General features: G+C 61.5%; 12 protein-coding genes and 1 pseudogene. 2 read left to right on the top strand and 11 right to left on the bottom strand.

What is annotated here, in order from left to right:
• Positions 1–22 precede the first annotated feature (22 nt).
• From MUN84_RS01910 to MUN84_RS01875, 8 genes are all read right to left on the bottom strand, one after another.
• The gene (locus tag MUN84_RS01910; RefSeq protein ID WP_244696405.1) at positions 23–1408 is read right to left on the bottom strand and encodes a chloride channel protein; all 1386 of its coding nucleotides are present in this window, start codon (positions 1406–1408) and stop codon (positions 23–25) included.
• Complete coding sequence (locus tag MUN84_RS01905) at positions 1387–1806, bottom strand: hypothetical protein (protein ID WP_244696404.1); 420 nt, start codon at positions 1804–1806, stop codon at positions 1387–1389. The genes MUN84_RS01910 and MUN84_RS01905 overlap by 22 nt, the downstream gene beginning before the upstream one ends.
• Positions 1807–2052: 246 nt before the next feature.
• Positions 2053–2877 carry a mechanosensitive ion channel family protein gene (locus MUN84_RS01900; protein WP_244696403.1) on the bottom strand — a complete coding sequence of 275 codons (825 nt, stop codon included), beginning with the start codon at positions 2875–2877 and terminating at the stop codon, positions 2053–2055.
• Positions 2878–2979: 102 nt separating this feature from the next.
• Positions 2980–3360 (bottom strand): hypothetical protein, encoded by a 381-nt coding sequence (locus MUN84_RS01895; RefSeq protein ID WP_244696402.1) that lies wholly within the window; start codon positions 3358–3360, stop codon positions 2980–2982.
• Positions 3357–3650, bottom strand: a complete 294-nt coding sequence (locus tag MUN84_RS01890; RefSeq protein ID WP_244696401.1) for a hypothetical protein — start codon at positions 3648–3650, stop codon at positions 3357–3359. Before MUN84_RS01890 ends, MUN84_RS01895 begins: the two co-directional genes overlap by 4 nt.
• An 11-nt stretch (positions 3651–3661) precedes the next feature.
• A complete protein-coding gene (locus MUN84_RS01885) occupies positions 3662–4096 on the bottom strand; it encodes a nucleoside deaminase (protein WP_244698598.1) in 435 nt (144 codons plus the stop codon).
• Positions 4097–4323: 227 nt separating this feature from the next.
• Positions 4324–7221, bottom strand: a complete 2898-nt coding sequence (locus tag MUN84_RS01880) for a PD-(D/E)XK nuclease family protein (RefSeq protein ID WP_244696400.1) — start codon at positions 7219–7221, stop codon at positions 4324–4326.
• Positions 7212–7349 (bottom strand): hypothetical protein, encoded by a 138-nt coding sequence (locus MUN84_RS01875; RefSeq protein ID WP_244696399.1) that lies wholly within the window; start codon positions 7347–7349, stop codon positions 7212–7214. The genes MUN84_RS01880 and MUN84_RS01875 overlap by 10 nt, the downstream gene beginning before the upstream one ends.
• Before the next feature lie 124 nt (positions 7350–7473).
• Here MUN84_RS01875 and MUN84_RS01870 point away from each other — a divergent pair, with 124 nt between their 5' ends.
• Positions 7474–8691: a hypothetical protein gene (locus MUN84_RS01870; RefSeq protein ID WP_244696398.1), complete on the top strand. Its 1218-nt coding sequence runs from the start codon at positions 7474–7476 to the stop codon at positions 8689–8691.
• 87 nt (positions 8692–8778) lie between these two features.
• Positions 8779–9282 carry a vitamin K epoxide reductase family protein gene (locus MUN84_RS01865; protein WP_244696397.1) on the top strand — a complete coding sequence of 168 codons (504 nt, stop codon included), beginning with the start codon at positions 8779–8781 and terminating at the stop codon, positions 9280–9282.
• A gap of 81 nt (positions 9283–9363) precedes the next feature.
• Here the strand turns inward: MUN84_RS01865 and MUN84_RS01860 are convergent.
• From MUN84_RS01860 to MUN84_RS01850, 3 genes and pseudogenes are all read right to left on the bottom strand, one after another.
• Positions 9364–10625: pseudogene (locus tag MUN84_RS01860) on the bottom strand (TCR/Tet family MFS transporter).
• A gap of 150 nt (positions 10626–10775) precedes the next feature.
• Positions 10776–12371, bottom strand: a complete 1596-nt coding sequence (locus MUN84_RS01855; protein ID WP_244696396.1) for a 3'-5' exonuclease — start codon at positions 12369–12371, stop codon at positions 10776–10778.
• 168 nt (positions 12372–12539) lie between these two features.
• A complete protein-coding gene (locus tag MUN84_RS01850; protein WP_262920692.1) occupies positions 12540–13013 on the bottom strand; it encodes an endonuclease domain-containing protein in 474 nt (157 codons plus the stop codon).
• Between the last annotated feature and the right edge of the window lie 84 nt (positions 13014–13097).

The following is a 13097-nucleotide window of genomic DNA, read 5'->3' as shown; positions in this document are numbered from 1 at the left end:
GTGGCGGTACGCCGCTGGCGGGTTAGTTCTCGCTTTCCTTGATAAGCTGGCGGCGGTAATTGGCCAGGATGGTAGACTTCAGCAGAAAACCCATGTACCGGTCTTCGGGGCTGAGGACGGGCAGGGCCCAGGCCCCTAGCTGCTCCATGCACCGCAACGTGTCCAGCAAGGTGTCATCGGGACGGACGATGGCGGGCGGGTCGCTCATCAGGTCCCGGACGCGGGTTGTGTTGTAGTGCTCATCGTCGAAGAGGGCGTCGCGCACCGTATCCAGGCTGATGATGCCGTGCAAATGCCCCGCGGAATCAACCACCGGAAACAGGTTGCGCGTGGCGTGGCGGAAGGTCTGCACCAGCTCGCCCAACGTGTCCTCGGGGTGCACGGGCAGGAAATCGGTTTGCACCTGAGAGGCCACGTCGAGCTGGGCCAGCAGGCCCCGGTCCCGGTCCTGGTTCACGTACACGCCCTTCTGCACCAGCTTGCGCGTGTACACCGAGTAGGGCTCAAAGTAGCGGGTAATGAGGTAGGAACCGGACGTCACCACCATCAGGGGCACGAACAAGGCGTAGCCGCCCGTAATTTCGGCAATAAGGAAGATACCAGTCAGGGGCGCGTGCACCACGCCGGCCAGCGTGCCGGCCATGCCCAGCACAATAAAGTGCACTTCGGAAATAGGGTATAGGCCGCTCATATTAATCAGGCGCGCAAACACGAAGCCGCACAGCGCCCCCGCAAACAGCGAGGAACCGAACATGCCCCCGTTGCCCCCGGAGCCAATAGTAATGCTGGTCGCCACCACTTTCAGCAGCATACTGCCGGCCGCTACCAGCAGCACCAGCCACACACTTTGGTCGTGAAAAACATCGAACAAGGAGCCGTCCACCAGTTGGTCGGAGTGGCCGCCCAGCAGCAGCTGCACAATGTTGTAGCCCTCGCCGTACAGGGGCGGAAACAGAAACACCAGTCCGCCCAATGCCAGCCCGCCCAGCACCACTTTGCGGAACGTGCCCGGCAGCTGCTCGAAGTACTTGTCGGCCCAGAAATACACCCGGATCATGTATACCGACAGCAGGGCCGTAAACACGGCCAGCATCAGGTAGAGGGGCACCGCATCCACGGGCCAGGAGGTGGTAATGAGCACGAAGGGCTGACCCGCGTACAGGGCTTTGGAAACCACCGTGGCCGTGGCTGAAGAAATAAGCAAGGGCACGAAATACGCCGCCGACAGCTCCGAGAGAATCACTTCAACGGCGAACAGCACCCCGGCAATGGGGGAGTTAAAGATGGCCGCTACCCCCGCGGCGGCCCCGCACCCCGTGAGCAGGCGCCGCTCCCGCCGACCAATACGCAGCACCCGGGAGGTGTTAGAGCCAATGGCCGAGCCCGTCACGGAAATAGGCGCCTCCAACCCCGCCGAGCCCCAAACGTGACCGTCAGAAACGACGACACAAGCTGGGAATACAGCTTACTGCGGGGCACCACGCTACCCTGCCGGGCAATGTTATAAATGATGGGCCCAATGCCTCGCCCCAAGTTGCCATCGAGGAAATACCGGGTAAACAGCACCGTGAGGGCAATGCCAATAATGGGGTAGAGGGAGCTGGAAAATACCTGATACTGCGCCGGCACCCAGGCATTCAGCACCTTTTGGGAGTCGTGAACTAGGGTTTTGAGCACTACCGCCGCCATGCCCGCCAGCAACCCCACCACCATGCTGACCAGAATCAGGTACACCCGGTCGCTGATGTGGCGCAGGCGCCATAACAGCAAAGGGCGTAACAGCCGATGGACGGTGCTTTTAGGCATAGGCAAAGATGGTGAAATTGTGAGTTAGTGAGTAGCGAGATAGTGAAATGGTGAGTAGTGAGTGAGTAAGTAAAAAGGCCCGTCATCCTGAGCGTAGCGAAGGACCTTCTCACATTAGAAGGATTCGTTGTGACGATTCTCGTTCGGGTCTAATAAGGTCCTTCGTAAGGCTCAGGATGACAGGTATTTTTAAGCCCACTCACCATTTCGCCATCTCACCATTTCACCATTTCACTATCTCGCCACTTACTGCCCTAGCCCAGGCACGCCTAGTCCGGCCCCGAGCAGTTCCTGCTTGACTTCCTGCATGATGCGGCTCTTGAGCTGCAACACCCCGCGGCGGTAATCCTCGGAGTCGGCCCAGAAGTACACGCGCAGGTCGGCGGTAGTGGGGGTGGCCTTTTCTAGGTTGATATAGGGCTCCCGCGGGGCCTGCTGAATATCGGAGATGGTGCGCAGGTACTGCAGAATCAAGTTGATGGCCACATCGGGCGTGACATCGGGGCCCAGCTCCACGCTCACCAGAAAATCCTGGCGCAGGTTACCGTCGCGGGTGTAGTTAATCAGCGGCTCCTTGAGCACCATGGAGTTGGGCAGGAAGATGTGCTTGCCATCGAAGGTGCGCATAAGGGTAGTGCGCAGGTTCAGGCCCTCCACGTGCCCAATTAGGTCCTTAATTTGGACGGTGTCGTTGATATGAAAAGGACGGTTGAAGGCCAGGATGACGCCGGCCAGGAAGTTCTCGGCAATGTCCTTGAAGGCAAAGCCCACAATAAAGGCCGACACGCCCGCCGCCCCAATCAGGCTTCCGACTACCCCCGTGAACCCGAGAATGTTCAGGGCTATCATCAAGCCCAGCAGCACCATGGCCCACTTGCTGAGCTGGGCCAGAAAGTTGGGCAGCAGCGGGTCGTGGGAGCGGCGGCGCAGGCGCCCACCGAGCAGGGTACTGACCCGGTTGGCAATGGACACGGCCGCCACCAGCAGCACAATGGCTATCAGCAGTTTGGGCAGTAGAAACAAAAACTGCTGCCAGTAGGCCGACAAAACGCGGTGAAGATCCTGAATCATATGGGTAAGAAAAGCTACGCCCAGCGGGCTAAAACAGAAGCCCCGCGACCAAAAGGCCGTCGGGGCTAGGAAGTTATTATACGAGCAGAAGTAGAGCTGAGGTTAGGCCGGCGTGGTGTCGGGGCGGTTCATCCAGCGCCAGAACACCAGTCCGCCCAGGGTGTAAGCCACCACATCCAGCGGATCGGCCACCATGTTCCGGTTAAACCGAGGCATAACCACCTCAAACCACACCGCAACCACCACCCAACTGGCCACAATCCAGGAAAGGGGCAGCACAAAGCTTGGGCGGCGAAAGTAAAACCGGCGCATCAGCCACAACACCATGGTCAGTTGCAGCGGCAAGTCTAGCAAGTCAGCCAGGTGGGAGTTGACAAAGGCAGGCAGGTGCCAGAAGGGCCAGTAGCGGTTAATGCACGCAAAGACGTACAGGCCCGTCCCGAGCACAAATAAGGGGTGACGCAGTTCGGCGGGCAGCCTCATCCGGCCAGCGCCGTTACCAGCCAAATCATAAAGGCCATGAGGGCAGCAAAGGCCAGCTGCCCACCCCGAATCAGGTATTTCAGTCCCCGCACTAGGGCACCATCCTCCGGCTTTATTTCTATGAGCATCAAGGAGGAAACCGGCTGCTCCGACAGGCGCTGCCGCGCTTCGTCACTGGCCACGCGGTAGGGCTCCAAGGCCTGCCCGCAGTGCTGGCACTGGTCGGTGGGCTGTTGCTGCCACTCGGTCCAGCGGCCGCAGTGCGGGCATTTTTTGGTGGCCGTCGTCATGCCAAAGCGGGCTACAGCTCCATGATATCCTCGTTCCAGAGCGTGGGCTCGTCGCGGATAAAGTCCTGCATCATCTGCACGCACTCGGGCAGGTTCAGAATCTCCACCTCCACGCCGTGCGACTCCAGAAACGCCTGGGACTCGCCGAAGGTCTGGGCCTCGCCCACTACCACCTTCGGAATCTTGAACTGCACAATGGTGCCGGCGCACATGTAGCAGGGCATCAGGGTGGTATAGAGGACCGTGTCGCGGTAGGTGCGCTGGCGGCCGGCGTTGCGTAGGGCGTCCATTTCGCCGTGGGCAATGGGGTCCAGCTCCTGCACGCGTTTGTTGTGCCCGCGGCTCACAATTTCCTCGCCCCGGCGCAGCACCGAGCCAATGGGAATACCGCCTTCTTTCCGGCCCTGAAGCGCCTCCTCGATGGCCGCCTGCATGAATTTGTCCATGGGTTGAATAATCATAGGTATGAGGCCGCAAGGTAGGGCGTAATTGCCCCAAGTTGCGTACTAGCGCTAGTTCCCCTCCTTGGAAAGGAGGGGCTAGGAGTGGTTGACTCGTTGAACATCATCGAGCGTCTAGCTCTAATTATCGTTCTGGTATCATCAACCACCCTAACCCCTCCTCCGCGGAGGAGGGGAACTAGACTTTAGCCCTAGTACGCAACAATGGGTCGTTACCGGGCGCAGATGCCGCGGTAGGGGCAGTACTGGCACTTCTCCAGGTCGTCGGTTTTGCGGATAGGCTCCTCGGGGTCGAGAATGCGGTTGACGAGCTGGCTGAGAAGCTGCTCGCTGTGCTGCACGAAATCTTGGTTATCAGCCGTCAGAAAGCTCATATCCGCGGACATGGGGCCGGCCCCGAGGTTGCGCAGGGAAATGATGGCAGCATCGGCGGCGGGGCGGCCACCCTGGGCCAGCAGGAAGCGGTAGAGCCAGAGCTGGCGCACCTTGTCGGCGGCGGGGGTAGCGTCGGTGAGTAGGCGCTGCACAGCGTCGGCGGGGCCTTCGCCGCGCTTGAGCAGCTGCAGGTGGTACTTCTCGACCATGCCGGTTTTGTAGTCAACCACCCGCAGGCGGCCGTCGGGGAGTTGGTCTACGCGGTCAGCAAAACCGACCAAACTCACGGGCAGTTTTTCGCCGGTAGGCAGGGGCACGTACACGGTGGTTTGCAGGGCTTCTTCCTGGCTCTGGATGAGCAGCGGCAGGGCGTCGGGTTGTTCGAGTAGGCTTTCCAGGTAGCGGCGCACTAGCTGGCTGGCTACCTGCCCCAGCACGTGGTTCAGGCCTTCGTCGGCGCGGGCGTGGCGGCCTTCTTCCTCGCGGCGCAACGCCTTAGCTACCATGATGGGCGCCAGCTTCACGAGACCCGGAATATCCTGAGCCGTAACGGGTTGCTTGTTCTGCTGAAACGGACCGAACAACTCCTCCAGCGCCTCGTGCACTACCGTACCAAACCCGTCGGGACCCAGGGCTTCTTCTACCTCGTCGTTTTCGCGGAAGCGGGCTACCCGTTGGAAGTAAAACTGCAGGGAACAGTTTAGATACTGGTTCAGGCCGGTGGGCGAGAGGCCTTTGGTTAGCACGTCGCGCAGGGCCAGCAGCATGCCGGTATCTTTCTCCAGCACTAGGTCGGGCGCATCTTTGGAGCTGGTAGCGCTTGGCGGTTGGTGGGTAGCCTGCGTTGACGCAGCAACGGATTTTCCTGAACTGTCGCTAGCCGCTGCCTCCGACGTGACGGTTAAGTCGCGCAGGACCAGGCCGGGGTTTTGCACGGCTAGGTCGTTTTCAATCTGGAGCAGAAAGCGGCTTCGCTCCCCGGTGCGAGTGCCCTCGGCCCCGGGCAGAATGTGGAGCAGATCTACTTGGCGGGCCCGCTGCAGGAGGCGCCAGAACTGGTGGGCCGTGGCGGCTTCGTGGTCGGCGTAGGTAGGGAGCTGGAACGTGGTCAGCACGTCGTAGGGAAACAAAGAACTGTGGCGCTTGGGGGCCGGCAGCACATTCTCGTTGCAGCTCAGAATGATGATGTGGTCGAAGTCGAGGGCTCGGGTTTCCAGCAAGCCCATCACCTGCACGTCGGCAATGGGTTCCCCGCTGAAAGGCAAGCGCGTGGCCTTCATCTGCTCGTACAAAAACCGCCGGAAGGAGCGCACCGACAGCCGCTGCTCCCGGCAGTCGAACACCGAATCCAGGCGCTTCACTAGGGTGAAAAACAGGTAGAGGTACTCGGCTTCAATGGCCGAATGCTGGTCCTGGTACGCCTGTTTGAGCAGGTTGATGAGGGTGTAGCAGGCCGCAATAATATCGTCGCAGTTGTTCCAGGTAGCAAATAGGGCCTCAATCAGCTCGTGGCCGCGGCCTAACTCCACTAGTTCTTCGGCGGGCAGCAGCACGGCGTGGCGCTTTACAATGGCCCGGCACACCTGGTCGAGCAGGCCATGATACCGAGCATCCTCTTGCTTATCGAGCCAGTGCTGGTAGCGGCGCAGAAACGGGTGCTGCAGCAGTTTGCTCACGGCCAGATGGTGGTAGCGCGGGATGCCGTAGCCAGTTTCCGGGGAGCCTTCGCGCACGCCCGTCAGGTGCACCTCAAACAGCAAATCCACCAGGTTAAACAGGGGCGTGCTCTGGAAATTAAGGCCCATGGTAACGTTATATTCCGGCACGGCATCCAGGGGTAGGCCGTGCAGGACCGGCAGCAGCAGGGTTTCGTCGGGCAGCACCACGGCTACTTTGGCGGTGGGGTTCAGCCTCCGGGACTCGGCCAGCAGTTGCCCCGCTACCTTGCCCTGCATGGAGGCATTGGCCACGCCCACGAAGCGTACCTCCCGGGGCAGTCCGCGCAGTAGCTCGGCCGGGCCGCCGAAGTTCTCCCAAGGCAAATCGAACAGCTCCTGGTACTCGCGCAGGTGCTGACCGGCCCGATTGGGCGAGTTGCGTTCCAGGTAAAAGGCATCGGCATCGAAAAACACTTCCGCCCGCCGGGCCTTGCGCAGCAACCGGATTAACTTTTCCTCGGCCTTCGAGAGCAAGCCCAGGCCAATGAACACGTGCTGGGGCAGGGTTTCCTCTTTTTCCAGCCGATCTTGCACCCGGTTCACGGCCAGGCGGTAGGAAAGGCCGGGGTAGGCCAAATGGGTCTGCTCCATGCGGCGGCGCAGGCGGCGGTACACCTTTTCCAGATCGTCCCAGAAGCGGAAATAAGCGGCCGTGGTGCTTTGCGCGGCTGGCTCGGCCCCCAGCTCCCAGCGTTCCAGAGCTTTGGCCTGACTCAGATATTCAAACACCTTTTTGGGCGAGGCCAGGTTTTGGTCGAGGCTAGAGAAGTCCTGCAGCAGCAACCCCGACCAACCTACGAACTGGTCGAAGTCCAGCTTGGGGTCAATGTCGCGCAGAATTTCGAACAGCAAGAGCTGCAGGGCAATGGGCTCCTCAACCTGCACGCCGGCCAGCTCCACCATGTAGTCCTCCATGGCCGCAATGCGCGGGCTCCAGACGGCCTGCCCCGCCTCGGCGGCCAGGCTCAGCTCGTTCTGCAGGTACACCACGGCCCGCCGGGTGGGCACTACCACCACCAAATCCGACAGGTCGCCCGAGGGCCGTACTTCGCCACCAGCTCCCGGGCCATGCGCGTGAGGAAAGGCGTGGTATCGGGGCGGCTAGTGATGGGGGCAAGGGTAGGAAGGGCAGAGGCAGTAACCATATGGTAGTAAAGATAACGCTAGCGAGGGTGGAAACCGTTTTCTGTGTGATTCCAGATGCTACCTTCGCAAGGCATTCTCGCTAGTTACTCTTGCCCAATGTTGCCTGATTTTTCGCAGCTTTTCGTGGCTCGTCGCTGCTATCTGGTTTCTCTGGTTACTAGCCTCCTGATTGGTTGCCAGCCCTCATCGCCCGCCGAGCAAGTTGCCACTCCACCTCCCGTACTGGACTCCGTACAACTAGCGATAATTCCGGCCCCGACGGCGCCTGATACGGTGGACTGGTTAAATAGAAGTCTGCCCGGTAAGGCCACCACCGACACTACCTTCCGCCTCAACGGGCAACTCTACCGCCTGCGCCTGAGCGCCACCACCGACTCGGCCCGCATGCTGCGCATTGCCACCGATGGCATTGTGGGGGAAGCCCTGGCCGCCGACAGCAACTTTGCTCGCAACCGGCTGGTAACCGGGCCCGCGGGCCGCTACCAGATTGTGCTGACCATGGCCGCGGGCCAGCCGATTATGCGCAAGGAGTTTCAGAAGCCAGATTTTTACCCGGTCGTCGGGGCCGACATTGTGGTGGTGAGCGAGCCAATCCCGCCCCGGTTTCTGGGCTACTACCCGGAGGTAGGCGGGCTGGCCTTCTGGCAGGAAATCGGGATTCCGGGCAGCGACGTGGGCACGTACGTGTTCTACCTGCTAGACTTGCAGGGTAGAGTGCGGGAGCTGTCCGCCGGCAATGAGTTCGGGGAGGGTCGCGCCGACTGCGACCCGCTGCCCGCCCCCCGCGGCGGCGCCCTGCTTACCTGCGGCCAGCTGCTACGGGCGGGCCAGCCACCGCTGCCCCTGCAAAAGCCCCACGCCGACCTAGTGCTGGCCCGCTTCCTCTCCGATACTACCGTGCTGACCATCTACCAGTACGGCGAGTATAAGGTAACCACCGACAGCCTGGGCCACCCCGAGAGCATGGAGTGGCAGGTGCCGCCGCGCCTGCGCAACCAGCCTAACGCCTTCGTACTGAACCTGCGCGGGCAGCCTGTGGCCCGGTTTCGCTACACCGGCTTTGCCAGCGCCCTGGGCTACACCGTACCGCGTGCCTACCTGCCCGCCACCCGCACCTACTACCTACTGGACGAGGAGCAGCGCGCCCTCCGGCTGCTGGAGCAGGCAAGTCCGGCGGCCACGCGGGAAGTAAAATTCGGGCAGATGAGCCCCTTCCGGCCGCCGCGCAAGCCGGCGGAAGCGCGCCTGGTGCTGGACGCGGAGGCGAGCCGCTACGAGTTTTACGTCGATAAAAGCCAGCCGAGCCGCATCCGGTACCGGCGGCGGCCCCTGCCGGGGTAGGCGTGGGAAGGCAAGCTCCTCCTTAACCCAAACCCCTGCTGAGCACGTACCCCGTAGCAAACCTTCACTACCTGCTACTTCTTTCCAATGGATCCTACCCAACTCAGCCTTGAACTCCGGCACGGCCAGAGCCCCGACCTTAAACGCCGCCGCTGGATTATTGGCCTCTCCATGCTCGGTGTGGCCGCCGGCCAGATGGTGAGCCTCTACCAAACCGGCATCATCAAGCACCTGCCCGACCCACCGCTAGACGTATTTGACTCCGACAAAGTGGACGCCTCAGACTACGCCTACAAGCGTATGGACACGCCCGACGCGCTACCCATGATTGTTACCTATGGCATTACGGCCAGTCTGGCCGGAGCCGGGGGCCTGCACCGGGCCAGCCAGCAGCCCCTGCTGCCGGTAGCCATGGGGGTAAAAACCTTATTCGACTCGCTGACGACCGTGAAGCTGGGCCGCGAGGAGTGGCAGGAGAACAAGGCCTTGTGCTTCTACTGCCAGGTAGCCACCGTCGCATCTTTCGCCTCGTTGGCTCTGGCCTTGCCCGAAGCCATCAAAGGCGCCAAAAAGCTGCTGGGTCGGCGGTAGCCGCTCGCATACCTTCCACAAAAAAGCCCACGCTGTTATAGTGTGGGCTTTTTTGCGGGCAATAGGGTAGTACGTTGATGCTCAGTGTCCGGCGTTTACTAGTGGCTCAGCTGCTTCCTGTTGCTGGGGGGCGGGCGCTACGTAGGTGGCCAGGGAGCGGGCTAACAGCAGCAGGCTCACCAATATCAGGGCCGCTCCTAGCAGGAAGGGGGCACCCGGGAAGTAAACCGGGGCGCTGGCGCCGGTGTAGTATGAAAACAGATTGGTCATCAGGGGCGGGCCCACAATGGAAGTCAGGCTCATCAGGCTGGTAAGCGCCCCTTGCAGCTCCCCCTGTTGGTTGGGCGGCACCTGACCGGAAATAATGCCCTGCAAGGCCGGCCCGGCAATACCCCGAGGCAGTAGGGCACCAGAAAGGCAAACATCATCCAGCCCTTGGAGGCGAAGGCAAACAGCACAAAGCCCACGGCATACAGCAGCATTCCTAGAAATACGGAGCGCTTTGGCCCCAGCACCGGGTTGACCCGCCGAATTAGCACGCCCTGCACAAGAGCAACCAGCGCCCCCAGTGCCCCAACGAGTACCCAACCCAGGCTTCAGTCCACTGAAACTTCTCGATTACGTAGTACGACCAAGTAGACTGCGTGGCGTGGGCTGCCACGTAAAGCAGCAGCAAGGAGGCCACTAGCCCGGTAATAACGGGGTAGCGCCGCAACAGCTGCAAAGAGCCGATGGGGTTGGCCCGGGCCCATTCGAACGGCCGGCGCTTCTCCAGGGGTAGCGACTCGGGCAGGACAAAGTAGCCGTACACCACGTTCAGTAGGGTAATACCCGCCGCCGCCAAAAACGGCACCTGATGGCCGTACTTACCCAGAATACCCCCAGCGCCGGCCCGATGATGAAGCCCAGCCCGAAGGCCGCCCCAATCATGCCAAAATTCTGGGCCCGCTCCTCGGGGGCTGATATATCGGCAATATATGCGGAGGCCGTGGTGAAGCTGGCCCCATTACGCCGGCAATCAGGCGGCCAGCAAACAGCCAGCCAATGCTGGGCGCAAAGGCCACCAGCAGGTAATCGAGCCCAAACCCGAGCAAGGAAAGTAGCAGCACTGGTCGGCGGCCAAACCGGTCGCTGAGGTTACCCATCACCGGCGAAAACAGGAACTGCATGACGGCAAAAGCAAACACCAGCCAGCCGCCTACCCGGGCCGCGTCGCTGATGGTACCACCCGTCAGGTTGCGGATAAGGGCCGGAATTACCGGCACAATAATGCCAATGCCGATGACATCCAGCAGCAGCGTCAGGAAAATAAAGCCAAGCGCGGCCTTGCGGGGACCAGCCATAAGAGGGGAGAGGTAGGTAGTGGCAACCGTAAAGGTAGAAGCATCCGGATATCTCAACGCTGAAAATACGCGGCTTAGGCTCAATACTCCCAACTTCGGGCACCAAACCCTAACTCCACGCGAAGCCTAGGGTAGTGCCAGCCACCCTACCTAGAAAACAACGACCTCCTGCGTGTCAAAATAGTATAGCACGCACTGCACCTCCTCGTAGCCCAACTGCCGGAATAGGCCGGCGTAGCGCTGCAGGGGTAGGCGGTGGCGGGGCTCGGGCGGAGGAAGCTTAAAGTCGATGAGCGTAACGCGCCGGCCGGTCGCTTCAAACACGATACGGTCGGGCTTGTAATCCTGTTTGCGGGTGCCGCCCACGAGAATTTCGCGCTCGGCCTCGGCCTCTACCTGGGGGCTGAAATAGTGAGCCATCTGCGGGTGCTCGGTTACCTCGTGCAGGCGGCGCAGCAGTTCCGCCCGCTCCCGCGTGCTCACGAGCCCTTCGGCTACCAACTGGGCCGCTACCCGGTCTACTTCCGCGGCTCGCTTCACCCGGCGCAGGGCGTAGTGCAGCTTGCGGTTCCATTCCCGCTGGGTTTGCTGCGCATCGAAATCAAAAACCGTGTTGGCGTGGCGCTTCAGGCGCAGGCGCTCTTCCCAGGGCGTGCTGGTTAGGTTGTGCAAGGGGAGGTCGTGGGCGGTGGCGCGAGGGGCGTGGCGTTGGGTAGGCACGTAGCCGTGGGCATCGGCTAGCACGTAGGCCATTTGCTCATCGTCCCACTGCATGGTGCTGGTGAGGTAGCGGTGCAGCAGCTCCGCCACGGTTTTGGCCGGCTCCAGGGAGGCGGGTGCTTCGCCGTCCTTGGCAGCCTTCACCGGCCGGGGCTTGCGGCTGATGGCGTACAGGCGGTGGCGCGGCCGGGTGAAGGCCACGTACAGCATATTTAACCCTTCTAGAAAGGTTTTCTCGACTTCTTCGGTGTACTGCTCGGCCAGGGGAGTGTGCAAGAGGGCTTGGGTTTGGGGCAGCACCGCCACGGCGGGCATGCTGGCCAGCGGCTTACGGTCCGTATCGGCCAGCCGGCCCCAGAGTAGGGTGCCCATGTACGGCCGCAACGACCAGTCGGCGAACGGCACAATAACTACGCCGTAAGCCAGCCCCTTGGCCTTGTGCACGGTAGTAATGGTAATGGCGTCGCGGCCGGCGGGGGCGTTGATGCTCAGGCTGCTTTTGCGCTGGTCCCAGTAAGTGAGGAAGTTGTTGAGGTTGTTGCCAAAGCGCAAGCTGTACTCCAGGGTAAGATCCAGAAACCGAAACAGGTACTCCTGCTCCGCTACCCGGTGCAACAGCCCAAACAGGCCAATCAGTCGCTCCGTTAGCTCATACAGGCCTAAGTTGCCGGTTTCCCGCTCTTGCACGTCGTAGCCCAGCTCCCGCAGCTCATCAAAGAAGGGCTGCGCTGACTCGCCATTGGCCAGCTCGGCCCAGCGGCGGGCCCGCTCGGGGGTTGGGTCCTGGCCGCGCACTACCCGGTCCACGAGCAGCAGGGCTTCGGCCCGGGCCAGGGTGTCGGCGGGCTGGTTCAGCACCCGAAATAAGGCCACCAGCAGGTTTACTACCTCCGCAAACTCCAGGGAAAGGGAGTCGGCCGAAATAATATCGTAGCCCCGCTCCTTCAGAAACTTGGCTACTCGGCGGCTTTGGTCGCGGCGGCGGCAGAGCACGGCTACCTCCTGGAGGCGGAAGCCATCGGCCACGGCTTTCTCAACTAGCTGCAGGGTCAGGTAAAGGGTGCTTTCGGTGTAGTCCAGGGTGTGCCCCGTCAGGTAGCCCGGCAGCAGCTCCGGCGTGTAGGTGCCCAGGGCCGCATCATAGCGGCAGGCGGGGCTTCGTCCTCGGTAAACAGCAGCTCGACGTGGCCGGCCTCACCCCCCGGCCCCCTCTCCCGTGGAGAGGGGGGAGCCTGACAAGTTCGGCAGCGCAGCCGTTTCGGCTTCCGCCTCAACAGCTGCTACCTGGGAGCGTGAGGTAGAGGTTAGGAATGATACGTGCTGCTGGATGGTCAGAAGCACGTGGGGTAGGTGGTGAAGCACCTCATCGTTGTGGAAGCGCAGCACATGGTAGCCTAGCTCGGTAAGCTCGTGGGTGCGGCCGGCGTCATGTTCGGCCTGGCCGGTTTCGCGGTGCACGTCGCCGTCTACCTCTACAATCAGCTGCGCCTCTACGCAAACAAAATCCACGATGAACGTACCGATGACGTGTTGCCGCCGAAACTTCACGCCCAACTGGTTATTGCGTAACGCCTGCCACAGCGCATCTTCGGCCGCCGTCGGGTTAGAGCGCATTTCCCGCGAGTGCGCTACCGTTTTGTCCCCCGCCTGGTCATCCGCCGTGAACACGAACTCTCCCACCGTGCTTTCTCCCGTAGTTTCTACTCCTGCTGACTGACTTGAGTCGAAAGCAATTCCGGAGGCGAAAGCCGA

Source organism: Hymenobacter sp. 5516J-16, assembly GCF_022919335.1.
GTDB lineage: Bacteria > Bacteroidota > Bacteroidia > Cytophagales > Hymenobacteraceae > Hymenobacter > Hymenobacter sublimis.
Note: the sequence above shows the minus strand (reverse complement) of the source record. Positions and strands in the feature narration are given on the sequence as shown.